The sequence below is a fragment of the Zavarzinella formosa DSM 19928 genome (assembly GCF_000255705.1).
Taxonomy (GTDB): Bacteria; Planctomycetota; Planctomycetia; order Gemmatales; family Gemmataceae; genus Zavarzinella; species Zavarzinella formosa.
This window is the reverse complement of sequence record NZ_JH636441.1, coordinates 626,056-651,123: the sequence shown is the minus strand read 5'-3', so window position 1 is coordinate 651,123 and position 25,068 is coordinate 626,056. Positions and strand designations below refer to the sequence as shown.

The 25,068-nt window shown below is 58.5% G+C and carries 19 protein-coding genes; 7 read left to right on the top strand and 12 right to left on the bottom strand.

Annotated features, from left to right (window positions below; all coding sequences use genetic code 11):
- Window positions 1-67: 67 nt before the first annotated feature.
- The 6 genes from BGIM_RS0119085 to BGIM_RS64910 form a co-directional block, all read right to left on the bottom strand.
- Entirely contained in the window at window positions 68-400 is a 333-nt protein-coding gene (locus tag BGIM_RS0119085; RefSeq protein WP_020471334.1) for a hypothetical protein, read from the bottom strand.
- A gap of 107 nt (window positions 401-507) precedes the next feature.
- The gene (locus BGIM_RS0119080) at window positions 508-1,146 is read right to left on the bottom strand and encodes a hypothetical protein (RefSeq protein ID WP_020471333.1); all 639 of its coding nucleotides are present in this window, start codon (window positions 1,144-1,146) and stop codon (window positions 508-510) included.
- Window positions 1,147-1,174: 28 nt separating this feature from the next.
- The gene (gene xylA, locus BGIM_RS0119075) at window positions 1,175-2,488 is read right to left on the bottom strand and encodes a xylose isomerase (RefSeq protein WP_020471332.1); all 1,314 of its coding nucleotides are present in this window, start codon (window positions 2,486-2,488) and stop codon (window positions 1,175-1,177) included.
- Window positions 2,489-2,592: 104 nt separating this feature from the next.
- Window positions 2,593-3,696 carry a M14 family metallopeptidase gene (locus tag BGIM_RS0119070; RefSeq protein WP_020471331.1) on the bottom strand — a complete coding sequence of 368 codons (1,104 nt, stop codon included), beginning with the start codon at window positions 3,694-3,696 and terminating at the stop codon, window positions 2,593-2,595.
- 19 nt (window positions 3,697-3,715) lie between these two features.
- Entirely contained in the window at window positions 3,716-5,305 is a 1,590-nt protein-coding gene (locus BGIM_RS0119065) for a phytoene desaturase family protein (RefSeq protein ID WP_020471330.1), read from the bottom strand.
- Between the two features lie 56 nt (window positions 5,306-5,361).
- The gene (locus BGIM_RS64910) at window positions 5,362-7,185 is read right to left on the bottom strand and encodes a methyltransferase domain-containing protein (RefSeq protein ID WP_020471329.1); all 1,824 of its coding nucleotides are present in this window, start codon (window positions 7,183-7,185) and stop codon (window positions 5,362-5,364) included.
- Between the two features lie 130 nt (window positions 7,186-7,315).
- Between BGIM_RS64910 and BGIM_RS51220 the strand changes: the two genes are divergently transcribed.
- From BGIM_RS51220 to BGIM_RS0119035, 4 genes are all read left to right on the top strand, one after another.
- Window positions 7,316-8,236, top strand: coding sequence for an NHL repeat-containing protein (locus tag BGIM_RS51220; RefSeq protein WP_020471328.1), 921 nt, complete (start codon window positions 7,316-7,318; stop codon window positions 8,234-8,236).
- A 4-nt stretch (window positions 8,237-8,240) separates the two neighbouring features.
- Window positions 8,241-11,972: a VWA domain-containing protein gene (locus BGIM_RS0119045; RefSeq protein WP_020471327.1), complete on the top strand. Its 3,732-nt coding sequence runs from the start codon at window positions 8,241-8,243 to the stop codon at window positions 11,970-11,972.
- A 9-nt stretch (window positions 11,973-11,981) separates the two neighbouring features.
- Window positions 11,982-12,971, top strand: a complete 990-nt coding sequence (locus BGIM_RS0119040) for an AAA family ATPase (RefSeq protein ID WP_020471326.1) — start codon at window positions 11,982-11,984, stop codon at window positions 12,969-12,971.
- 115 nt (window positions 12,972-13,086) lie between these two features.
- On the top strand, window positions 13,087-13,788 hold the full coding sequence (locus BGIM_RS0119035) for an SGNH/GDSL hydrolase family protein (protein WP_020471325.1): 702 nt from the start codon (window positions 13,087-13,089) through the stop codon (window positions 13,786-13,788).
- Window positions 13,789-13,874: 86 nt separating this feature from the next.
- On the opposite strand, the gene BGIM_RS0119030 is transcribed toward BGIM_RS0119035, so the two are convergent.
- Window positions 13,875-15,017, bottom strand: coding sequence for a hypothetical protein (locus BGIM_RS0119030; RefSeq protein ID WP_020471324.1), 1,143 nt, complete (start codon window positions 15,015-15,017; stop codon window positions 13,875-13,877).
- A gap of 156 nt (window positions 15,018-15,173) precedes the next feature.
- Here BGIM_RS0119030 and BGIM_RS0119025 point away from each other — a divergent pair, with 156 nt between their 5' ends.
- Window positions 15,174-16,082, top strand: coding sequence for a LysR family transcriptional regulator (locus BGIM_RS0119025; protein WP_020471323.1), 909 nt, complete (start codon window positions 15,174-15,176; stop codon window positions 16,080-16,082).
- A 5-nt stretch (window positions 16,083-16,087) separates the two neighbouring features.
- On the opposite strand, the gene BGIM_RS0119020 is transcribed toward BGIM_RS0119025, so the two are convergent.
- Genes BGIM_RS0119020 through BGIM_RS0119010 form a run of 3 tightly spaced genes read right to left on the bottom strand, consistent with a single transcriptional unit; the run spans window position 16,088 to window position 18,450 of the window.
- Window positions 16,088-16,843 (bottom strand): MlaE family ABC transporter permease, encoded by a 756-nt coding sequence (locus BGIM_RS0119020; RefSeq protein ID WP_020471322.1) that lies wholly within the window; start codon window positions 16,841-16,843, stop codon window positions 16,088-16,090.
- Window positions 16,840-17,505 carry a class I SAM-dependent methyltransferase gene (locus BGIM_RS0119015; RefSeq protein ID WP_020471321.1) on the bottom strand — a complete coding sequence of 222 codons (666 nt, stop codon included), beginning with the start codon at window positions 17,503-17,505 and terminating at the stop codon, window positions 16,840-16,842. Before BGIM_RS0119015 ends, BGIM_RS0119020 begins: the two co-directional genes overlap by 4 nt.
- 12 nt (window positions 17,506-17,517) lie before the next feature.
- Window positions 17,518-18,450 carry an RpnC/YadD family protein gene (locus BGIM_RS0119010; protein WP_020471320.1) on the bottom strand — a complete coding sequence of 311 codons (933 nt, stop codon included), beginning with the start codon at window positions 18,448-18,450 and terminating at the stop codon, window positions 17,518-17,520.
- Window positions 18,451-18,605: 155 nt separating this feature from the next.
- On the opposite strand from BGIM_RS0119010, the gene BGIM_RS0119005 reads away from it, so the two are divergent.
- Together BGIM_RS0119005 and BGIM_RS0119000 are read left to right on the top strand one after the other, a co-directional pair.
- On the top strand, window positions 18,606-20,420 hold the full coding sequence (locus BGIM_RS0119005; protein WP_020471319.1) for an aspartate kinase: 1,815 nt from the start codon (window positions 18,606-18,608) through the stop codon (window positions 20,418-20,420).
- A 67-nt stretch (window positions 20,421-20,487) separates the two neighbouring features.
- The gene (locus tag BGIM_RS0119000) at window positions 20,488-22,245 is read left to right on the top strand and encodes a hypothetical protein (RefSeq protein ID WP_162136267.1); all 1,758 of its coding nucleotides are present in this window, start codon (window positions 20,488-20,490) and stop codon (window positions 22,243-22,245) included.
- A gap of 182 nt (window positions 22,246-22,427) precedes the next feature.
- Here BGIM_RS0119000 and BGIM_RS0118995 read toward each other — a convergent pair whose 3' ends face one another.
- Entirely contained in the window at window positions 22,428-23,558 is a 1,131-nt protein-coding gene (locus BGIM_RS0118995) for a CotH kinase family protein (protein ID WP_020471317.1), read from the bottom strand.
- Between the two features lie 47 nt (window positions 23,559-23,605).
- Window positions 23,606-25,015 (bottom strand): serine/threonine-protein kinase, encoded by a 1,410-nt coding sequence (locus tag BGIM_RS0118990; RefSeq protein WP_157369214.1) that lies wholly within the window; start codon window positions 25,013-25,015, stop codon window positions 23,606-23,608.
- Window positions 25,016-25,068 lie beyond the last annotated feature (53 nt).

Genomic DNA, 25,068 nt, shown 5'->3' with positions numbered 1-25,068 from the left:
TCGATCAGGCGGAAAAATGGTAGGTCATTACCGCGCAAATGCCTTGAGTCCCGGAATGGCGAGCATTTCAGTGTCCTTGGAGATGACAATAGATTTCCTTGGCCTCACGCTCCATTTTCAACCATCCTTGCTCGCCCATTTCACGAAGTGATTGATCGGTGTCTGCCTGCTCCTTCGGGGTGATGAGAAGCAGCTGGAGCGAATCGAACCACTCCAGCCAGCGAGCAATACCTTCGGGGGAATTATCCCAGCCATCATCGGAATCAGCATCCGCGTTGTTACCAAAAATGACAGTTCCTTCGGTGCCATCAGGGAGACTGAGCGGTTCATTGACGATCAACTGGCCATTGCGAACAATCACTTTGACGTAGATTGGGTCATGATGAAGATTGGTGTTCATGAGTCGCCTCCCGCGAGTTCAACAGAGATCATGATACCCGTTGTCGGCATTATTGAAAATGCGGTGGTTGATTCCAATGGCCGGTTGGAGATTCGCTCATCACAACCTCATGATCTCGTCACGTCGGACACGGATCGGATGTTCGAGCCGATCCATACACCCGCCCATTCCATGACCAGCACATCATTTTCCGAAGACACGAAGAAATGATGGTCCGGTTCTCCGAGCACATAGCACCCGTTGAGCCACAGAGGCCGCAATGGAATGTTCAACACTTGTTCGGGAGATCGTCCATCACGAACCGCACCCTTGTTCCGACATCCGAACAACGCCTCATGCAGACAAAATGTGATGAGAAAGTGGTTGAGCGACTTACACACCACCACATAGCCACGCTCCACTTCGTTCCACACATCGGCGGCGGCAGAATACACAGGGGGATCGGGTTGGCCAAGGGGAAAGCGAGCAGACCAGATACCGGAATTTTCGATGGCGAATTCGATCATCCCGTCAACTCGCTTGAGGCGATGGACCGGGACGAGGGAATCTTGCGCGTGGAACGGTGAACACCAGCCATTGCCGGATCCGGGCAAGATTTCCATCAAGGAACCAAATTCCCGATAGATTGTAGCCAAACCGGGGGGCAGGTCGGCCGGAATCAGACTTGGATCGAGCGACGGAGCATCGAGCCAATGGCGGTGGAATCTCTTCAAGAACGTGACGAGATCCGCAATTGACTCGATCATGCGTCGCCCAACTCGAAAAATGGATCCGTCATTTCATGTAACGGTTAATAATGTTCTCCAACATTTCCTGACGACCGGAGACATTCTTGTCGGCTTCGCCCTTGGCGAGCATGTATTTTTCCAGCGTCTCGAAGGTGGCTTTGCCGCTTTCGATCTCGGCTCCCACGCCCGTGTCCCAAGTGGCGTAGCGGGTCTTTACGAAGTCGTTCAGCACGCCGTCCTTGCGGATGGCGGCGGCGATCTTCAAGCCGTGGGCGAAGGCGTCCATCCCGCCGATGTGGGCATGGAACAGGTCCACCGGCTCGAAGCTCTCCCGGCGAACCTTGGCGTCGAAGTTCAAACCACCGGAGCCGATGCCCTTTTGACCCAACACGACGAGCATCACCTGGGCGGTTTCGTACAGGTTGGTGGGGAATTGGTCCGTGTCCCAGCCGAGGAGCAAGTCGCCGCGATTGGCGTCGATGGAGCCGAGCATTCCGTAAGAACTGGCGTAGGTCAGTTCGTGGTACATTGTGTGACCGGCCAGCGTGGCATGGTTAGTCTCAATGTTAAGCTTGAAATACTTGTCGAGATCGTAGGTCTTCAGGAAGGCCGTGCAGGCGGCGCAATCACTGTCGTATTGGTGTGTGGTCGGTTCCTTCGGCTTGGGTTCGATCAGGAATTGACCGGTGAAGCCGATCTTCTTCGCATAATCGACGGCCATGTGCAGAAACTTGGCGAGGTGGTCGAATTCACGCCGCAGGTTGGTGTTCAGGAGGTTCATGTAACCTTCGCGACCGCCCCAGAACACATAGTTCTCGCCGCCGAGTTCCTTGGTCACTTCGAGGGCTTTCTTCACCTGCGCCCCGGCATAAGCAAACACATCGGCGTTGCAACTGGTGCTGGCCCCGTGGACAAATCGCGGGTTGCTGAACAGGTTGGCCGTGCCCCAGAGGAGCTTGATTCCCGTGCGGGCTTGGGCTGCCTTCAGTTTGGCGGCGACGGCATCCAGATTTTTGTTCGTCTCGGCTAGGTTCTTCCCTTCGGGGGACACATCGCGATCGTGGAAGCAGTAGAACGGCACGTCGAGCTTTTCGATGAACTCGAAAGCCACGTCCACTCGCTTGAGGGCCATTTCCAAGCTGTCCGTGCCGTCTTCCCACGGCCGCACGGCACACCCCGGCCCGAATGGATCGCTCCCGGTTCCGCGGAAGGTGTGCCAGTAGCACACGGCAAACCGCAGGTGTTCCTTCATGGTCTTGCCTTCGACCACTTCATCCGGGTTGTAGTGCCGGAATGCGAGCGGATTCTTGCTGTCCGCCCCTTCGTATTTGATCTTGGAAATTTCGGGAAAGAACGACATGGCAACCCACTGGGGAGAGTGCTTTTTCGGGACTTCAACACATGGAATCGGTTTAGGGGAAACCCGGTGGGCGAGTAGGGCAACCGGGCCGAAATGCCACCTTGTCAGACAGGCTTCGCCGCATCGTTTGTCAGCCCGGCAACCGCCCGGTCGACCAATTCGATCCCGTGCTTCAACACCCTTGACCGCCACTCATCGGACGAGGGAGAAAACAACTCTCGCAATCGTTTTTTGGCCCGGATCGTCCCGGCGGCATTCGGCTTTCCCCAATGATGCGCCTGATTCTCGGCCCGGACGCCCGCGAACATCGGAATCGGCCCATAGGTGCCGAACTCGGCGCAGGCGAACAAATAATCGTCGGCGAACCGGCGGGAAACACACCAGTGCCCAAACCCGCCTCGGGCATCGTAACTGATCCCCGAGGGTCCACAGTCCTCATACGACCCAGTTCCGTACCAATCCATCAGGCGGGTTCGTTGCCGGTCTGTCAGCGGATAGTCAATGAGCAGCTTGCACTCGGCGAAGCGGCCCAATCCGGTGTGAAAATCGAGATGCACCACCTCCCGGCTTCCCTTCAACCAGCGGGGCAGATGTTCGTCCAACAATTGATTGGTGCGAGACGGACCGGCCCCGCCGTAAAACACCCCTTTGGGAAAGTCGTATTGCCCGGCGGCCACCGCTTGCTTGACGGCCGACATACCGTGCCGGGCGATCATCCACAGAGCCTTGAGCGTAAACGGCTCCCACGCGGAGGGGGGCCGTTCGGGATTCAAGAACGAATTGAATTGGGGATATTTGGCCGGCGAACCGGAATAGAGTTCGCCGGGAAGAAGAAAGTTGCGGTTGGGATCGACGTTGTTCTCGTCAAACCGCCGAAGCCAGGCGAACCCGTGCGGATTGAGTCCGTGCAACAACACGCAATTCAACCGGGGAAGCGGCTTGGAACCATTTGCCCAACCGTCAAGCAGGGCCAGTTGTACCGCCGATCCGAAGAACCCCTCGACTCCGTGGAGACCGCCGGAGACAACCAAGGAGTTGGCAAAATCGCCGCCGGGGGAACAGGCCACATCAAAGGCGAGTTCTTCGCCATTCGGGCCGACACCGCCAATCGGAAAGGCTTCCAACTCCCAGCCCAGCCGGGTCACGGCCTCGCGGAATCGGCGTCTTGCCGTGGCATAGTCCGGCGAAAACGCCTGAGAATGATTCACTGAAAATGCTCCCAAGCGTCTATCGAACGCGATCCTTGAGAATCACCCTTGAGGCGTTCCACCCGGCGGCACCCATCACGCCGCCACCGGGGTGGGCGGCAGCACCGCACATGTAGAGGCCGCGAATCGGAGTTTGATAGTTTGCAAACCCGGCGACCGGGCGGAACGAGAACATGCTGGAGAGGCTCATCGCCCCTTGCATGATGTTGCCGCCGGTGATGCCATAGATGCGTTCTAGATCCGGCGGGGCCAGAATTTGCCGGTCGATCACCGAGGCTTTGAAATTCGGGGCATATTCGTTCAAGATGTCGAAACAGCGGTCGGCAAAGCGATCCCGTTCCACATCCCATGTCGAGTCTTTGAGGTGATACGGGGCATACTGGATGAACATGCTCAGGATGTGCTTGCCCACGGGGGCCAAACTCGGATCGACGGCGGTGGCCATCGTGCATTCGAGCATCGGGTTCGTGGCCGGTTTGCCGTACTTGGCGTCGTCGTAAGCCCGTTCGATGTATTCCATGCTCGGGCAGATGTGCATCGTGCCGTGATGCTGCGGGCCGATGGCGGTTCCGGGCAGGCAATTGAACTGCGGTGGTTCGGAAAGGGCGACGTTGATCTTCACCGTCGCCGAACTGTAATCAATCTTTTTGACAGCCGCAACAAACTCGCCGGGCAAGTCTTTTTCATCCATGAACTTCAAGAACGTCAGATTACAATCGACACTGGAGGCCACTACCGGGGCCGTGAATTCCGTGCCGTCTTTCAGAGTCACGCCCGTGACGGAGCCGTTCTTTGTGTTGATCTTCGCCACCTCGGAGTTTGGGCGAATCTCGACGCCAAACGACTCGGCCGCGCGAGCCGTGCTGGCGGCAATCATGCCGATGCCCCCTTTCACATAGCCCCACACCCCTCTGGCCCCGTCGCATTCGCCCATCACATGGTGAAACAGCACATACGCGGTGCCGGGGTGGGAAGGCGGAGCAAACGCCCCGATGACGGCATCGGTGGCCAGCGTCGCTTTCAGTTCATCACTCTCGAACCAGCGATCCAAGATTGGAGTGGCCGCCCCGGTCAGCACCTCGACAGCCTCGGTGGCGGTTTGCCGGCCGAGCTTGCGGAAATTGAGACCGATCTTGCCAAGTTGAAACAAGTTGCCGATGCCGGAGAAAGGATCAGGGGGGATTTGCGTGAGTTGCGGTTCGAGGAAATCTGCGACTCGCATCAGCATGTCTTCGTATTTCGGAAGATTCTCGGCATCTTTTGTGGAGAATTTGGCCACCGCCCGGCGAGTCATCTCCTTGTCCGGCCCCATCATCAAGTATCGGCCGTCCGGAAACGGCGTGAACGAAGAGGGGCTTCGCGGCAGCATCTGGAAGCCATGCTTTTTCAGTTCCAGATCCCGAATGATCTCGGGCCGGAACAGGCTATTCACATAAGCAGCCGTCGAAACCTTGTAACCCGGCCAAATCTCCTCGGTGACGGCACATCCACCCAATACACCCCGGCGTTCCAGCACAAGAACTTTTTTCCCCGCCTTGCCGAGATAAGCGGCGGTGACCAAGCCATTATGCCCGCCGCCGATGATGATCGCGTCGTACCGGGTGCTCATGGATATGTCTCAGGGAGGTCAGATCATTGGCGATCATCTGTCTGGCCTCCATTCAATCATTTTTTCACCGGGACTGTCCACAGATAAATCGAATGGTGCTGGCCGCTGGCATCCTTCACGTCGATTTCCTTTTCCGGTTTCCAGTTGTCTTGCATCAGGAAATCATGGGAGACAATCCGGGAACCCGGCTTCAGGGACTTTTGTAACATCGGCTGAAGTTTCTCGTTCACTTCCGGGAACAGATAGAGGGCCACAACGGTCGCTTCGGAAACGTCTTCGATTTTGAGGACATCCCCTTCGCGGAATTCCACCTTGGATTCCACCCCGGCGGTCTTGGCGTTTTCCTTCGATTCCTTGATGCGAGTCGGGTCGATGTCCACGCCGACGGCCCGCTTCGCCTTGAAGTTCTTCACGGCCGACACCACGATCCGGCCATCGCCGCAGCCCAAGTCATAGACCACGTCGCCTTCCTTCACTCCGGCCATTTTCAGCATCTCATCAACGACCGTTTGCGGAGTGGGGACATAAGGTACGTCCAGTCGCAGTTTGCTGACTTTCTTCGGCTCTTCGGTCTTCTTCGGTTCAACAGCCGGAGCAACCGGCTTGGGTTGTTCGACTTTCTTGGGTTCTTCCTTCTTCGGCTCGACCTTCTTAGGCTCTTCTTTCTTGGGTTCTTCCTTTTTCGGTTCAACCTTCTTGGGTTCTTCCTTCTTCGGCTCGATTTTCTTCGGCTCCGGAATGGTCCACAGGTAGATCGTGTGTTCGCGGCCAACCTCATCCTTGACGGTCGTTTCCTTTTCCGGCTTCCAGTCGCCGCCCATATCGAAGTCGTGCGAGACGACCCGCGAACCGGGCTTCAGCGTTTTTTGCAGGATCGGCTTCAGCTTTTGGTTGATGTCCGGCAACAGATAAAGAGTCACGACGCTGGCTTCGGAAACGTCGGTGATCTTCAGCACGTCTCCCTCGCGGATTTCCACCTTGTCCGACACTCCTGCTTTTTCGGCGGTTTCTTTGGAGAGTTTCACCCGTTCCGGGGAAAGTTCGACGCCAAGTCCTTTCTTCGCCTTGTACTTCTTCACGGCCGTCACCACGATGCGGCCATCGCCGCAGCCGAGGTCATAGACCACGTCCTTGTCGGTGACATTGGCCATCTTCAGCATCTCTTCAACGACCTTGTCCGGGGTGGGAACATAAGGCACATCCAACCGGGGTTCCGGCTTCTTCGGCTCAACCTTCTTGGGTTCTTCCTTCTTCGGCTCTTCTTTCTTAGGTTCCGGCTTCGGCTCGACTTTCTTGGGCTCTTCTTTCTTGGGTTCCGGTTTCGGCTCGACCTTCTTCGGTTCTTCCTTCTTCATCTCCGGTTTGGGATCAACCTTCTTCGGCTCAACCTTGGGTTCTTCCTTTTTCGGCTCAACCTTGGGCTCTTCTTTCTTGGGTTCCGGCTTGGGATCGACCTTCTTGGGCTCTTCCTTCTTCGGCTCCTCTTTTTTGGGTTCAACCTTTTTCGGCTCTTCTTTCTTGGGCTCTTCCTTCTTCGGCTCCATCTTCTTGGGCTCGACGGCCGGTGCCTTCGTCAGATCGACCTTGGAAATCACGCCCGCTTGAACGGTGACCGTCTCCGTGACTGTCACCTTTTCGCCGTTGCGGGTGAAGGTGGCCGTCAGTTTGTATTGGGCTTTTTCGCCGAACTTGAGTGTCGGGGTAATGAGCCGCCGTTCCGGCCCGGTTTGTTTCACGATCGTGCCGTCCACTTCCAGCGTGGCGTCCGGTGGCACGGTCACGTAAATCAGGACGGGCGAGGCTTCCGGTTGGGCATGAACAGGGGCAAGGCCCAAACTGAGGGCGATGAACCCGGCGAAGAGCCAGGAGAGTCGAATCACGGTCAGAACTCCTTGAAGTGTCTAACAGATGGCAGGGATTACACTTATTGATACGGGAGAACAAGATGATTGCGGAGTCCCCTTGTTTCGGATAAGTTGAGCATTAATTCGCAGGAACGGCAAAACCCGCATGACGCCTTCTCGTATCTCCGGCCTCCTGTTCGCCGTCTGCCTGTCGGCATTCCTCGGGGGATGCGGAACGTCCGCGAAGCCGGAGGCTGTCTGGGGGCAGCGAGGCGTGCGGGACGGGGATTTCGTCCGTCCGCGGGCGGCGGTGATCGACGGGCAAGACCGCCTCTGGGTGGTGGATTTCACCGCAAGAGTGCAGGCGTTCGATCTGGACGGACAATATCTCGGGCCAACCTTCACCACGCCGGATTATCGAAACGGCCGACCCAGCGGATTGGGCGTGACCAACGACGGCCGGTTGATGGTGTGTGACTCGCATTACCACACGTTGCGCATCTATGACACAGACTCAAACGAAGTTCAAACCATCGGCGGCCGATCCGGGAACGGCCCCGGCGAGTTTGGCTACCTGAGCGATGCCGTGCAGGATGCGGATGGTTTTTTTTACGTCTCCGAATTCGGCATCAATGAGCGCATCACCAAACTCAAGGCGGATGGCTCCTTTGTGAAATCATGGGGCAAGCCGGGGATAGAACCGGGGGAATTCAACCGGCCAAGAGCCCTTGCCCTCGGACCTGACGGGAACTTATATGTGGCCGATGGCTGCAATCATCGCGTGCAAGTTTTCACTCGCGACGGCGATTTGGTTCGGGTGATCGGTCGCGAAGGCACCGAACCCGGCGAGTTGAAATATCCTTACGATCTGGCTTTTGGCCCAAAGAAACAACTCTATGTGGTGGAACGGGGCAACCATCGCGTGCAACGGTTCACGATGGATGGCGTCTCTGAGGGAGTATGGGGCGGCAAGAATGGCCGATTGCCGGGACAGTTGGCCGATCCTTGGGGATTGGTCGTGGATAAAAAAGGCCGGGTTCATGTGATCGACACCGAAAACCATCGCGTCCAACGGATCAAGTTCTAAACCGATGACCAACCTTCTGGCGATCCTTGGCGAACATTGGCTGGTCACCGCCCTCGCGGCGGTGATCGTGGTTGCGCTGGCCCGCCTTGGGTTGGGGCGGCGAGTCTCGCCGACGTGGCCGGTCATAGCCGGGTTGACGCTGGCCGGTTATTTTGCCTGGCCGTTCGTGACGATTGAAAAGACGAAACCGGCCGAGATCGCCGGTTGGTTTTGTCTCGGCGTCGTCGGCCTAATGGCCCTGAAGTTGGTGAATCTGCTCATCACCGGCGGATGGTCGCGGCGGTTGATGCGGACCTTGGGCGGCGCATTGGTCTTCGGTCTCGGCGGGTTCGCCGGTCGATTAATTCAGTCATGGGGCGTCACCGGTTTTCGCACGCTCGGCACGGTGGACTTTGTCCAACCGTGGTGGCTCACCGGGTTAATCCTCATTCCCTTGTTGGTCTATCTGAGCTTTCAAAGTCTCGCCGGATTGGGGCCGATTCGCCGGTGGATGGCGTTGAGCATCCGCAGCCTGTTGGTGGCCGTGCTGGTGGTCACCCTGTCGGAACCCCGGTTGCGGCGGCCGAACGAAAACGTCTGCGTGATCTATGTGATCGACCGCTCCTTGAGCGTGCCGCCGGAATTGGAAACCATCGGCAGCGAGGGAGAACGAGACCGGCGCTGGCTTCGCATTCAACAATTCATCAACGCGGCCACCCAGCAGCGCGGCCCCGGCCACCGGAATGATTTGTCCGGAGCGATCATGTTCGCCCGTCGGCCGAAACTGGTGCTGCCCCCCGCATTAGTGGACCGGATGATCGTCACCGATGCCTTTGCCGGGACGATGGACCCGAATTACACGGATATCGCCGCCGCATTGAAACTGGCGATGGCTTCTTTCCCCGAGGGAACCGGCAAGCGGGTGGTGCTGATTTCCGATGGAAACGAGAACCTCGGCAACGCCGAGGATCAAGCTGCCCTTGCGAAGCAGAACGGCATCCAGATCGACGTGATCCCGCTTGCTGAAGGGTATCGGCTTCAAAACGAAGTATTGATCCAATCGGTGGAAGCCCCGCAGCAGACAACGCGGGGCGCACGATTGCCCGTGAGCGTGATCGTGCGGAACGCCCATCCGAGCCGGGTGGTCTTCGGCAAACTGGAACTCCTGCAAAACCGTGACGGCAAAGACCGGCCGATCGCTCTTGTTGGCCGGGGCGAAAAAGAAGAGTCGCCGTATGCCGTGCGATTGGTTCCGGGATTAAATCGTTTCGTCTTCCGTGACAAAGCGGAGGGCAAGGGCGAAGAGGAATTGTCCTACAGCTACCGGGCGGTGTTCATCCCGGAAGGCTCCGCCAATCCGGACAACACCGATCACACCGCCGGACTGGCCGGGGACCGCATTCAGAACAACAAAGCCCTCGCCCACGTGATCGCCAGAGGATCGCGACGGGTGTTGTTCTTGGAACCGGATGTTTTGGAGAACGGCTCTTTCCCGCATCAACACCTCATCGACCAATTGCGCGGGGCCAAGTTCCAAGTGCTACCTGTGCCGGTGGCCCGATTGCCGCAAAACCGAGATGAACTCACGGTGTTCCTGAGCAATTACGATTGCCTCATCATCGGAGACATTCCGGCCGACCGTTTCAGCAAAGACCAACATGAGGCCATCCGGGCGAACACCTACGACCAAGGCTGCGGCTTGGTGTTCGTCGGCGGCCCGGAGAGTTACGGCGCCGGGGGCTATCACAAAACCCCGATTGAAGCCGCGTTGCCGGTGGACAGTGAAATCAAGGCGTTGAAAGCGGCCGGCCGGGGGGGCTTGGTGCTGATCATGCACGCCTCTGAGCTGGCAGACGGCAACAAGTGGCAAAAGGAAATCGCCAAGCTGGCCATCGACCGGCTCAACGCCGTGGACATGCTGGGCGTGCTCTATTACGACGGCAGCACCAAGTGGCACGTTCCCTTTCAGGAAGTCGGCGAGGACAAGGCCCGATTGAAAGGGATGATTGACCGGATGGTCCCCGGTGACATGCCGGACTTTGACCCGTTTTTGAAGGCCGCCGCCGACACCCTTGCCGATCCGCAGCATGGATTGGCAGTGAAACATTGCATCCTCATCAGCGACGGCGACCCCCCGCTCGGCGTGCCGGGCCGCGCGGCCCTCGCCAAGATGAAGGAAAACAAGATCACCTGTTCGACGGTTGGCGTGGCGACACACAGCCCGGCCCAAGACGTGGTCATGGGAGAAATCGCGGACGGAGCGGCCCCCGGCGGGAAGTATTACAACGTGAAGAATCCCGAACAACTCCCCGAGATTTACATGCGGGAAAGTCGCCGGGTGTCGCAATCGTATCTCTTCGAGAAGAAGTTCAATCCGAAGCTCGTTAGCCACAGCGGGCCGACCGACAAACTCGATCCCAACTTGCCGGACCTGTACGGGTTCATCCGCACAACGCTCAAGAATTCTCCGCTTGCGGAAATGCTGGTGGAGGGGCCGAAGACCTTCGACCAACGATTCCCGATCCTCGCCACCTGGCAGTACGGCCTCGGCCGGTCGGCCGCGTTCACCTCGGACGCCCGCACCACGCCCGGCAATCCCAAGCTCGGCTGGGACCGTGACTGGGCGGGCAGCGAGATTTACCTGAAGTTCTGGGAACAAGTCGTCGGCTGGGCGATGCGGGGGCTGGAAACCGACCGCATGGTGCTGACCACGGAATACCGCGAGGGGAAAGTGCGAGTGGTCGTCGAGGCCCGCGACGAGAACAACAAGCCCATCACCGATTTGAAGCTAACCGGCAAAGTCTCGGCCCCGATTGGCGGTGGCGAAGGCGTTCCGCCGGTGGAACTGAAATTCGAGCAACGGGCGGGGGGTTATTACGAAGCCGAGTTCAAGGCCGACCAGGCGGGATCGTACATCGTCAACGCCCAGGCCCGGCAACGCACCCAAGCCTACAAGGGCCGTTTCAGAAACGGCTTGCCGATGACCACCGTGGAGAAGAACGGCCAGTTACAACTCACCGACGGCACCCCCGTGAAGAAACTGCCGGACGGCAAACTAGCCTACGTGGACAACGGCCAACCGGTGGAGATCGAGCAGGAAGTCGAGCGGGTGGTGGACAGCCGCCGATCCGGCGTGACCATCAGTTATTCCCCCGAGTTTGCCGATCTGGAAACCAACGCCACGCTGTTGAAGACACTCGCCCGGCTCACCGGCGGGACCGTCCATGCGGAGGACGCCAAGACACTGAAGGATCTGGCCGCCAGCGGCGATATTTACCGCCCCGCCCCGGAAATCATCCGGGCCTTGTTGCCGCTTTGGTACTGGCTGGTGTTCGCCGCCTGCCTGTTGTTGATCATCGACGTGGCCAATCGCCGAATCACCGTGGAACGCCATGAGGTGACCGAACTGGCCAACCGTTGGTGGGCGAAGTTACGCAAACGAGCAATGACGAAGGCGAAAACCGGGCCGGAAGACGAATTCATCTCCCGCCTGCGAAACAAAAAGACCGCGACGGCTGAGCAACTTGAAAACGAAAAGGCCAGCCGCAAATTCGAGCCGGAATCAACAACGACCGCCGCCCCGACCGGCGGGGCCGACGAGATGGAAACCAAGCCCCCGCAGCCGGCGTTCACGCCTCCTCCCCCGCCGCCGAAGAAGCCGGAGACGAAGCCCGACGAGGGAGGCACGGATTATTTCAGCAAACTGCGGGCGGCCAAGAAACGCGCCCCCACGGACCGCGACCCGGAATCGGAATAGGAACCACCCATGTCGATGATCGAACAATCACAGCAATTCCGCGAACGCTTCAAGCAAGTGGAAACCGAGATCGGCAAAGTGATCGTCGGCCAGCCGGACGTGGTTCGCGGCGTCCTCACCTGCCTATTCTGCGGCGGCCATGTGTTGTTGGAAGGCGTCCCCGGTTTGGGGAAGACGCTGCTCGTCCGCACGCTGGCCTCGGTGCTTGATCTGAAGTTTTCCCGCGTGCAGTTCACCCCCGACCTGATGCCCTCGGACATCCTCGGCACGAACATCATCACCGAACACGAAGGCCGCCGGGCGTTCAGTTTCCAAGCCGGGCCGATCTTCGCCCAAATCCTCCTCGCGGACGAAATCAACCGGGCCACCCCGAAGACGCAATCGGCCCTGTTGGAGGCGATGCAAGAACACCGGGTGACCATCGCCGGAACACAGCATATCCTCGAAGAACCGTTCTTCGTGCTGGCCACGCAGAACCCCATCGAGCAAGAAGGAACATACCCGCTGCCGGAAGCGCAACTGGACCGTTTCTTCTTCAAGCTGATCGTCCCCTTTGTGACACGGGACGACTTGAACCGCATTCTCGACCGCACAACCAAGAACGATTGGGCCGCCCCCGCCAAGGTCATGGAAGGCCCGGAAATCATGAAGTGGCAGGCGTTGGTGCGGGAAATTCTCGTCGCCCCGCCGATTCAGGATTACGCCATCCGGCTGTTGCTCGCCACACACCCGCAGGGTGAATTCGCCCCGGCCGTGACGAACCGCTATTTCCGAGTGGGCGCCAGCCCTCGCGGCGCCCAAGCCCTGATCCTCGCCGCCAAAGTGCAGGCCTTGCTGGCCGGGCGCTACAACGTGAGTTTCGAGGACATCCGCAAAGCCTATCTCCCGGCCATGCGCCATCGGGTGCTGCTCAACTTCGAGGCCCAGGCCGAAAACATCGCCGCCGACACCCTGCTCGCCCAGATCATCCAAGACGTGCCAGAGACGGAGAAAAAATAACCAGCCACGTTTTCCGGTGCATTTTTCACGTCCTCGGCAAAATGAATTCTGGTCATGCGCCCCAAGATATGGCATGCTATCTCCTCGCCCGCTTTTACTTTTTTGGAGATGTCTCATGCCCCGTTCGGCCAGTTTGGTTTTGGCGGCTCTCACCATGACCATCATCACCCCCTCTTTGTTTGCGGACCCCTCCCCGGTCACGCTGAAGAAAGAAGACCGCATTGTTTTCCTCGGAGATTCCATCACCCAAGGCGGCAACGGCGGCAAGGGTTACATCCAAGTCATCCGCAATCAGTTGGCCGAGAAGAAAAAAGACTTGGGCATTGAATGTGTCGGCGCGGGCATCAGCGGCAACAAAGTGCCCGATCTCCAAAGACGAGTCGACAAAGATGTGATCGCCAAGAAGCCGACCATCGTGGTGATCTACATCGGCATCAACGATGTCTGGCACGGCGAGAGCAACCCCAAGAACGGCACCACCCCGGAGGTTTTTGAATCCGGTCTCAAGGAAGTGATCGGCAAATGCACCAAGGCGGGCGCCCAAGTCATCCTTTGCACCCCGACGGTCATCGGCGAACTGCCGGGCGGCGCCAACAAACTGGACGCGAAGCTGGACGAATACGCCAACATCAGCCGCAAGGTCGCCAAGGAACTGAACCTGAATCTGTGCGATCTTCGCAATGCCTTCGTCGATCACCTGAAGGAAGGCAACAAAGACAAAAAAGAATCGGGCATCCTCACCACCGACCGCGTCCACCTCAACGACGCCGGCAACCGTCTCGTCGCCATGACCATCTTGAAGAGCTTGGGCGAGTAACTGGCAAAGCAAACACCCGCCACCAATTCAGATTTGTGTGGCGGGCGTTTTCGCATGGGCAGAACTCGAAATCGCAAACATGATGGTTAGCGATCCGTCCGCACCCCGGCATTCGCCTTGATCCTTGCTTCGGCGGCATACTGAGCGGCCCAGCGATAACGGCCCAGTTTGTTCAGCGCCTGATCGGCCAGTTTGGCGTCTTGGTTCGATTCGCCGTTCACCCGTTTCACCAGTGAGTCAATATCCCGTTCGCGTTCGGGGGAAAGCACGTCGTGCCGGCCAACCATCACCCGCACAATTTGATCGGGCTTCGGCTCAATTTTCACCGGCAGGAAATCGGCCGTCACCGGTTCTGAAACCAGATAAAGGACGCGAGTGCCCTCTTCACTGAACCAGTCGCTCCTCCAAGTCTTCACCATCGCTCGGGCTTCCTTTTCATACAGGCCCTGCTCGATCAACAAGGCAATGACTGTCACGGCGAGCTTATCGGTGGTCGATGCCGCCGAAGGTTCCTCGACCTTCAACTCGGCCCCGGCTTCCAAGCGTCCGAACTTCTGAAAAGCAATTTTGCCGTCCTGTGATCGCAGCAGAATGAAAGCCGGAACCATGTCCTTGCCGGTGTTCTTTACGTTGAAGACGCCACTCCCTTGGGCGCGAACTTTGAGTGGCATTCCGAAATCTCCCACGCCACGATAGAAGAGGAATTTCTCAGACTCCCGCCGGTCATTTTCAGCGATTTCGACGAACAACGAGTCCGTCTCGCGAGCCGCGAAATAACGGCCCTTTTCACTCTCGCCCGGCAACTGTCGGCCGCACTTTGTCAGCAATTTGATATTGTCCCAACGCAGGTCATGCGTCGGTGGCCGGCTTGCCTGCGGATACCAGTCCGTCATCACGCCCTTCGGAAAGTCAACCTGCACGGATACCGTCCGGTCGCGGTCGCTGTAGAAGTACATCACCGGCGTCTCAAGGCTGACCAAGACATCAGCCACGCCCCCTTTGACATTGCGGTGCCGGCCATGCACAAACTCCGGCAAATCGCTGTCATTCGGGTGGAACTTCAGATTTTTCCCGTCAGAGCCGGAGAAGGTGCTGAAGGTGCCCCATTCATGCACCACAAACTTCTCGGGTTCCTTGGCGCCAACGTCGCCCGCCCACAAGGCCAGCATGACCAAGAGGCTGTGTTTCATTGCGGCCGACACAATCCGGCCGGCTCGAAAAGTATTCATCGTCCAATCCTCCCCAGAGAGACACATCGGAACTTGCTCACGATGCTGTCTGCATGGTACATCTGCCATCTAACAGTGGAAAAATTGTTTGTTGTTTAATTCATCAAGGAGAATGTTGTTTAATAAAACGGCCCGTTTTCCCTTCGGATGTCAGCCATGTCGCAGTCAGTTCCCGCCGTTTCAACCGAACAAGTCTCGGCATTCGTTGAACTGGCCCGCCACGGCAGCCTGCGTGAGGCCGCGAGAGAATCGCACGTCACCGAACAGGGATTGAGGAATCGGTTGCTTGTGCTGGAAAGGCAGCTTGGCGTGGAGTTATACCACAAGAGCCGGGGCCGGCGGCTGCGGTCGCCGCTCACTCCGCAAGGCGAGGCGTTCCTGCCACACGCGCGGGCCTTCCTTGATCGTGCCCGCCAAATGGGGGAGTTGTTCGGTTCCGCCGGTTCGCGGGAAGTCCATCTGGCCGCGACGGAATATCTGATCCTCTATGTGCTCATCAAGGCCGTTCGCCGTTTCCATGCGTCCAATCCGGGGGTTCGGGTGCGGCTTTCCACGCGAACGGAATCAGAAGTGGAGGCGACGCTTCTCCGCGATCCCGATGTTGATTTGGGCGTGGCCGCTCCCTACGATTCCGGCGCCGACCTCGACTATATTCACCTGTTTTCACTCGATTGGAGCCTGATTGCTCCGCCACGACATCCGTTGTTACGCAAGCCTCGGATCAAATTGTCGGACCTGGCTCAAACGCCGCTGATCGTCTTCGAGCGAGGCTCAACCGGCCGGCAGCATGTCATGGATGCGTTCCATGCCCAAGGACTGTCGCCACTGGTGGCGATGGAAATGACGACGACGGAAATTGTGGTTCGGATGGTCGAAGCCGGCTTGGGCGTCTCGGTGGTGCCGCTGATGCCGGACAGGTCGGTGACACGCGGCCGGAAAGTCGGAGTGAAAAGCCTGGGCGACCAGATCCCGCCAATTCATTCCGGCGTCCTGCTGCGTCGCGGCGATGAGCCAAGCCCGGAGGCAAAGGCTTTTATTGATTCGCTGCGAGGATCGCCGGTGTGACGGGATCACCCCGCCGCCCGGATGAGGCCGACCAGCAACACATCAGATGCCAAGGCCAGCAGACAAGCCAGCACGACACCACTGGTGGCCGCGCGGCCGATGCCCTCGGTGCCGCCGGTCGCCCGCAGGCCGGCTTCGCAACCAGCCACGCCGATGAGGAAACCAAACACCACCGTCTTGAACCCGGCGGGAATCACTTCTCGCGGGTACAACTCCCGACGGCATGCTTCCTGATAGTGAAGCCAGTTCGTGTGCCCGACCACGCTCTCGGCAAGGAACCCGCTCAGGAGAGCCAATGCCGCGATGAAGACATGCAACAGCGGCAGGCTCAACATGCAGGCCAGCACACGGGGGCCGACCAGCACTTTCGTGGGTGATTCGCCGAAGAGTTCCAGCGCATCCAGTTGTTCGCCGAGTTTCATCGCCCCGAGTTCGGCCCCGAGGCTCGCCCCGGTGCGGGCGGCGACAATCAACCCGGCTCCGATGGGGGCGAGTTCCAACAGCACCGCCGCCGCGAGGGCCGTGGGGAGGTAATCGACCGTGCCGGTACGGGCCAGCACGGAATAGGTGTGCATCCACACCACCGCCCCGAGGGCCACGCCGGTAACCACACCAAGCGGCAATGCTCCGATAAACACCGCATAAAGTTGTTGAAGCACCGCCCCCGGTTGCCGGACGCTTTCAAGGGCGGCGATGAATGCCTCGCCGGCGAACCGGGTGAACTCGCCGACGCGGGCAAAGAAATTGGCGAAGATGTTCACGAACGATCACCCGCCACGCTCCACGTCCAATGGCGATCGGTGGTTTGTTTCACGTCCTCGGGATCGAAGCCGAGTTCTTCGACAATCTCCCTCACCTCCTCCAACGTGAGGGCGGCGTGCAGCGATTCGGCAAACATCCGCTGTTGGTGCGGGTTCTCGTTGCCGCAATAGGTGTTCACGAGGCCGTTGAGTTCCTCGGTGTCTTCCGGGCGCAGCAAATCACGCACGAAAATGGTCGCCCCCGCAGCGGCCATTCGTTTCATCTCGCGGAACACGGTTCGCGGTTCTGGAATGTGATGAATGATGCTGTTTGACATCACAGCCGCCACAGAGCCATCCGCAAACGGAATGTGCTTGGCGTCGGCCTGCTGACAAGTAACGCGGGAGGAGAAACCGGCTGCCTCGATATTTCGTCTCGCCAGCGTCAGCATTTCCTCGGCTGCATCCAAAGCGACGATCTCGCCAGTCGCCGATTGCCGGCAGAATTCCACCGGAATCTGGGCAGTCCCCGTGCCGACATCCACAATGGGCGAACGGCCATTCCACACACTCAAAAAGTCGGCGATGAACACCCGGTTTACGCCGGAATGATCCATCGTGTCGTAAGACACCGCATCCTCGGCGGTGTCCATGTATTCGGGTTCGAGGAGGCGATCAAGCATGTCATTCTCGATTTAAATGGACCCAAGATCACGAAGAAATTCCTCGGCTGAAACTGTCGTTCGCAAGAGCGATTGAACGGCCCGAACTTGCTCGACTGTCGAGAGGGCGTTGATCTTGTCGGAGACCGCCGGATCGACTCTTCCGAATTTCAACTCGGTTGCAAACAGCAGACCGGAAACAAGCCCTTTCAATTCACCCTTCATGATTCCCTTTTCGTAAATCGTCACGTTCACGGCTTTGACCTCCGAATAGGTTTCGGTCTGCAACAACCCGTCCAGTTCGCGTTGTTGGTCCTCGGTGAGAGGCAGATACGCCCGGACACATTCGCCTAACAGGAACTTTCGCTGGTCGTCCAGCGATGATCGTCCCAGCCTCCGAAGGGCCTCGGCTCCCAGCCAGGCGACCCGGTCGGGCGGGATTCGCATCAAGGCTGACAGAGCCACACCGAGCCAATTGTTCCCTTCCACATATTGTAACGCATTCAAGGCGGGCAATCCCACATAGAGGAAGTCCGACCGCTCCACGACCAGATCTCGGATTTTCCGTTCATGGGTCAACACGCCGACGCCATCAAGGCCGACATTCAAAAACAACACAATCGGCAGAACGGGAAGTTCCAGTTTGCCGCTCAATCTTGCGGCGTAGCCCGGCATCCGGTCACGGATGGATGTGGTGCTGTCCGGCGATTCGATTTCAATCAGGATCGCCAGCAGACATTCGCCGTTTGAGTTGTCGTGCCACGGGGAAAGTGGCTGACGGGTGCGAATGCGGGCGGCCAAGTCCAGCACCTGTCGTGGGCCTGTCGGCGGTTCTGTAGAGATTTCCTGTTCGAGCCAGACAATCTCGGACAGATCAAGCAGATCGAGCCAGTCATGGAAAAACAGGTCCATGAACTCCGCGAGGAACACACGGATGAGCGTCTTGAACCGCTGGTCATGATCCATGAGGGCCGCCTGTCGCCGGGGAGATGCCGCCCATGATCCGGGATGCGGGACACATTGTCAAATTCTCATCCAATTCACATGCCCCCGTTGTGAAGTCGCTTCCATAAACTAGTCTCTTTCCGTGAACCCTCTTCCGTTGTCGGAGTGTTTTACCCATGTCCGTCGTGGTCCAGAAGTTCGGTGGCAGCAGCGTGGCGAATGCGGAGCGCATCATGAGGGCGGCCCGCCGGGCGATCCGGGCGAAACAGGCCGGGAATCAAGTCGTCGTCGTCGTTAGCGCTCGCGGGGACACCACGGACGACCTGATTGAACTTGCCCAGGAAATCAGCGAAAATCCCCCGGCCCGCGAGATGGACATGCTCCTCGCCACCGGGGAACAGATCTCCATCGCTCTGATGGCCATGGCCATCCAAGAACTTGGTGAACAAGCCCTCAGTTTCACTGGCGTGCAAGTCGGCATCCGCACGGATTCGACCCACACCAAGGCGCGCATCAAGGAAATCTCGACGGCCCGGATGCGGGAAGCCCTCGACGCCGGGAACATCATCATCGTCGCCGGTTTCCAAGGTGTTGATGAAAAGCAAAACATCACCACCCTCGGCCGGGGCGGATCGGATACGACGGCTGTCGCCCTTGCCGCCGCATTGAAACTGTCCGGCATCGAGAAGGTGGCGTGCGAGATTTATACGGACGTGGACGGGGTCTACACCACCGATCCGCGCATCGTCCCCGAAGCCCGGAAGATGGACAAAATCAGCTACGACGAAATGCTGGAACTCGCCAGCATGGGCGCCGGGGTGATGCACTCTCGCTCAATTGAATTTGCGAAGAAATACGATGTGCCGTTGATGGTCCGTAGTTCCTTCAGCGATGCCGAGGGAACGTGGATCATGCCCGAGGCCGCATGGATGACCGGATTCCCGGTGTGCGGGGCCGCCCTCGCCAAGGACGAGGTTCGGGTGTTCTTGGAGAACGTGCCCGACCGGCCGGGCGTGAGCCACCAGGTGTTTGCGGCCATCGCCGCCAAGAACATCGCGGTGGACATGATCGCGCAAAGCGTCGGCCGGGACGGCAAGGCGTGCATCGGCTTCACTGTTATGCGGAACGACCTGAACCTGACCATCGCCACCCTGCAACCGATCACCACCGAACTTGGCGGCAGCATCGCTCCGGTGGAGGATGTGTGCAAGGTCTCCGTCGTTGGCTCCGGGATGCGGACCCGCACGGGTGTGGCCGAGAAGATGTTCGCCGCCCTCACGACCGAGGGGGTGAACATGAAGATGATTACCACCGGGGACATCAAAATTTCCGTGTTGGTGGACAAGGCCGATGGCGTGCGGGCGCTCAAAGCCGTGCATCATTCCTTCGCCTTGGAGAAAGCACGACCGGGGGCCGGGGAAGAGACCGTCGGCTCTCTGGAATACCAGACGAAGACCATCATCCGCCAAGATGCGGCCGGTGATCTGGCCCAAGCCATCAGCCGGTTGGCCGGGATGGAAGACATCGTCATCAGTGGCGTGAAGCTCGACACGAACTACGGCCGGGTGACCTCCTTCGACCTGCCGGACCAACCCGGCAATTGTTCCCGCGTGTTCCAAACCGTGGCGACCGGGCACATCCTTGTGGACATGATCGTCCAAAACCTCACCGGACCGGGCCGGGCCGAACTTTCATTCACCGCCCCGAAAACGGACCTCACGCGGGCACTGAAACGCACTCAAGACGTGGTGCGGGAGATTGACCCGAACGCCCGCGTCGCCGGAGAATCGGACATCGCCATCCTGTACGTCACCGGCGTCGGCATGCGAACCCACACCGGCGTCGCCCGCACGATGTTCGGCGCCCTGGCCAGTCGGGGCATCAATATCGCCATGATTAACTCCTCCGAAGTTTGCGTCAGCGTCGTGGTGGACGCCGACCGGGGCGAAGAAGCGCTCGAATGCCTGCGAGAAGCGTTTAAGCTCACCTAAAGTCTGCCTAAATCGAAGAGCAGCGGATTTCTAATCCGCTGCTCTTCATGATTGCCGGAGAATGTTCGTGCTGCCTCCTTGCGCCCACGATCCCGAAGGACTCGCCCTTCTGATGGCCTGCAAGGAGAATCCCCTCGACCTTGCCCCCCGTCTTATTCTCACGGACTGGCTCGAAGATCAGGGCGAAGAAGATGTCGCCTGTTGTCTGCGAGAGAGCATGGCCCACGATGGTTGCATGGTCCCGCTTCCAACGCATGTTCAAGAACGCTGGCAACCGCTGAATGGGTGCGACCACGGCTGGCTTTGTTTAAGGCCGGTGGCCGACACGGTGGAACGAAAACTCGATGAATTGCGGGATTGCCGGTGGTTTTGCTCGATATCGCTGACCGATCTTTCCGAAACTCTCGCCCGCAAAATCATTCGAGAATGCCACGCCATCAACCAAGTGGTTCGACTGGCCACAATGGGTTATTGGACAGCACCGGAAGAGCCATGCAATGGTCCGCGGCTTGATTGGATGTCGGATCTGACGTTCAACTCACCTTTGATAGAAGAATCCGATGTACTTGCGCTTTCCCAAAATAGCTTCATCAAGCCACTATCCCTGACAGTGGGTGATGCACAGCACCATCGACATGGCATGCGAGCGTTGTTCGAGGCGGCTTGGCTCCCGAATTTGAGGCAATTGCGGCTTGGTGGTGAACTCTCATGTTGGGTGGATTTCGCCCGTTACCTAACACGGAAAAAACTAAATCATCTGGAATCACTGAGTCTGGGCGGACCGGGTGGCCGGATGACTCTTCAGGCGATCATCCACGATCAAGCCGCCCCTCAACTTCGTCGGCTTGCCCTGAGAAACATGGGAATCGACGCTGAGGACATTTTGTCCGAGTTTCCCCGGCTGGCTTCCCGACCTCTCGAATCACTCGACCTTTCCGGCAACCCGCTCAGGTGTGACGGTCTCCGTGCGATTGTCATCTGGCCGGGTCTGTCTTCACTCAAAGAATTATGCCTGCGCCGGATTGGATGCAAATCTGCGGCACTGGCTGAACTGGCCTCTTCCAGGCAATCGGCGAACATCCGGATATTGGATGTCAGTGATAATCGCGGGTTAGATGAAGAGCATTTAAATGGTTTGGAATCCGCTACGATGCCCGTCCTTGAAAAATTGCGAATGAGCGACTGCGAACTCACGGCTGCTTCAATGGCCCGTTTGGTTGAATCGGGACTTCTGCGAAGCATTTCATCATTGGACCTTTCAAAAAATCGGATCGGCAAGCCTGGAGTGCGTCATTTGGCAAACGCAGGTCCGTTGAAGATCACCGAACTGGATATGTCGGAGAATTTCATCGGTGAAGGGGGACTCATCCATCTGGCTGGTTACGCAGGGCTTCAACAGGTGACCCGTTTGGGTTTAGACGGAAACGGGATCACCCCCCGCGGCCTCGCTGAACTCGCTTTCTCACCACACGTGAGCAGCCTGCGGCACTTGTGGATCAACAACAACAACCTAATCGGCGACTATGGTATCCGCCACCTGACCACAAGCGCGTGGCTTCCGGGGCTTCAAGAATTGTCGATAATCCAGACGGGAATCACAGACACAGGGTTGCGTGCGTTGGTGGATTCCCCGAATTTGGGGGAGTTGCAGTCACTCAACCTCTGGGGGAACCCCATCACTGACGCCGGGGCCGACATGCTGGCGAATTGCGAAGCGTTAAAATCGCTCACCGATCTGTGCATCTCACAAGAACACCTCACCGACAGAGGGATGAACGCCCTGCGAAACTCGCCGTACCTACAGCATACGATCATTCATTGGTGAATGACACCCAATAATAACTTAAGGCATTCTCAACGACTCAACGAGAAGCGAGCCGGGTGGCGCCAGCCCCGGAGTCTGTCACTTGCCCTTGGCCAAGGCCATTGCCGTGTGACGGACTCCGGGGGCTGACGCCACCCGGCTCGCTATTTACAAACTGCTTTGCCATTGCCGCAGGAGGTTGCTTACTTCAACTTCGGCAGTTCTTTCTTCACGAACTCGATGCGGTCTTTGATTCGTTGCTTCTCGGCGTTGGCTTGGTTTTCGACTTCTTTCGGGTAGTTCTTGTCAATCTTTTCGGCAATTTCCTTCATGCGAGGCACATAGGAATCAATGGTCTTGTTGATGCTTTCCGACGTGAAAACCTTTTCCATCAGTTCCTTCATGCGGGCGATGTAGAGCTTTTTCCCTTCGGGATGATTCAAGACTGCCTGGCCGACGATGGACCCCCACCCATGCCAAATAGCGTCGCCGGCGTTTTGGAAGAGTTGATCCTTGCCGTGCGGGATGAAGACAAACTTGTCCGTCTTCGGGTCGTGATAGAGGCGGTAATTGTTCCTGTTGCGGGTGTAACCGTCCCAGTCCACCGTCAGCACTTCCATGCAGGCGAGGGAGATGAATTTTTCCACGTCCAACAGTTTATTAACGGCTTCCCAGCGTTTCTTCTCATCCGGCGTCCGGCAGGCGGCCACCAGGGCCTGCAAGTCTTTGCGGTCCTTGCCGGAGCCGCTGTCTTGCTTGATCGCCGCGTCGATGTCCTGCAAAAAGCCGCCGTCGTAGAGGTTGCCGCTTGCGTCGGGGAAGAACCGCTTGAGGAAGGTCTTGTCGTAGCCTTCCTTCAACAGATACATGCCGACCTTGCGGCCGTTGAGTTCCACCCGCACATGCGTGAAGCGGGCGGTGGGGAGACCGGCCCGGCCGAAAACGTCGGCGGCGACGATCTCGTTGAAATAGCTGCCATCCTGAACCGAGTTGTTCAGGTGGATCTTGTCCATGCCGAAGAACGTCTGGCCTTTGGTGAACTTGTCAATGTTGAGCGTCAGGGCGGGCTTGTCGTCCCAGCCGCGAAATGAACCTGCGGCCCCTTTCAGGTGCAGGCCAACATCGTTGAGCGTCAGGTCGTTTGCCTTGAAGGTGCAGCGCACATATTTGCGGGGGTCTTTGTCCAACAAGGCTTTGTTTTCCTTGTCGAGCGTGATCTCGATCTTCAGCGGCGGAGCCTTGGGGTTGAACAACTCCGTGGCTTTGTCGTCGGCAGCCATGCCCGCGACCGGCCAACCCAACCCGAACATTCCGACCAACAGGGTCCAACGCATTGGCGTCTCCTTCATCCAGATTGTTCCGCTCGTCTGATGACTGTTCGTCATTTTAAGAGAAAACGCAGGCCGACCGCCATGACAAGTCCCGGAATCATGCACAGGACGACCGGCGCCAGAATAATCAGCCAGATGGGAAACAGTTTCTCCACCCTCTCGGCAACTTCGCCGGGAAGCGGCGGCGGCTTGGCCGGTCCCGGAATCGGCGGGGGTTTCACGGCCAGCGTTTCGGAACTGGGGTCCGGTTGGGAATACTTCTTCGCCATGTCGCCAAACACGGCGGCCGTGATTGAATTGAAAAACTCGCCGGGGTCTGGTTGGGCCTTCTCCAACTCCTGAACCAATTGGGCCTCGGATTGGTGCGGGTCGGTGTCCATCGGGGTTTCGGGGTCGCCGGCCACCCATTGGAGCAACGCGGCCTGCACCTGCCGGGCGCTGGCGTAGCGCCGGGCCGGGGATTTTTCCATGAGCCGTTCGACAATGCGGGCAAAATCAGCCGAGACCGTCGGGTTGTGATCGGTGATCGGGTCCGGGTACGCATTGCGATGGCGCTTCATCTTTTCAATGGATGTCCCGCCGGGGAACGGCAACCGCCCGGTGAGGGCCATGTAGAGCGAACAGCCGAGGGCGTACAGGTCGGCCCGGCCATCCACCGCCGTGGGGTCATCCACTTGTTCGGGAGCGATGAAATCCATCGTCCCGACCACATAGCCCTGCCCTCCCACAATGCTCTTGTCCTCCGGCAGTTCTTCGTCCGTGGCGAGGGCCAGCCCCATGTCGAGGATCTTCGCGTGACCGTTCGGCGTCACCATCATGTTGGATGGCTTGAGGTCGCGGTGGATCAACCCTTTCTCATGGGCATGTTGCAGCCCGTCGGCCACCTCGGCGAAAAACCGGGCCGCGCGGGCCACCGTCAGCGGCCCCCGGTCGGCGATCTGTTTCCGCAGGCTGATTCCCCGGATGTACTCCATCGCGATGAAGTGGACGCCGTCCACGGCTCCGACCTCGAAGGTCTTGGTCACATGCTGGTGATCCACCCGGCGGGCCATGTCCATTTCCCGCAGGAACCGAGCCAGCGTCCGCTCTTCCTCGCGGGCCCGTTTGCCGGGCAGCACCTTGAGGGCCACAAGGGCCGGGCTGTTGTGGCGTTCCTGTTCGGTTCGCGTGTCGCGGGCCAGATACACCGTCCCCATGCCCCCTTTGCCAAGCGGGGAGAGGATGTGGTAAGGCCCCAGCGCCAACCCCTGATATGTGCCTTGGGCAAGCTTGGAGACTTGGAAGTGCGTGAGCAGTTCCTTGGAAACGAACCACTCGCCCAACCCGGTTACCGACTCCCGGACCCGCTGGGGAATCTCGGTCAGAAGCACATCAATTTGATTGCGCGCAAGCAGGCGGCTGCGGCGCAATGCCTGCAGAAAACGCTCAACCTCGGCGCTCGGCGGTAATGGTGGTGGCACGCGGGAAGGATACGGCATGAACGGGGGAGGAACAACCCGTCCGAAGATGACAA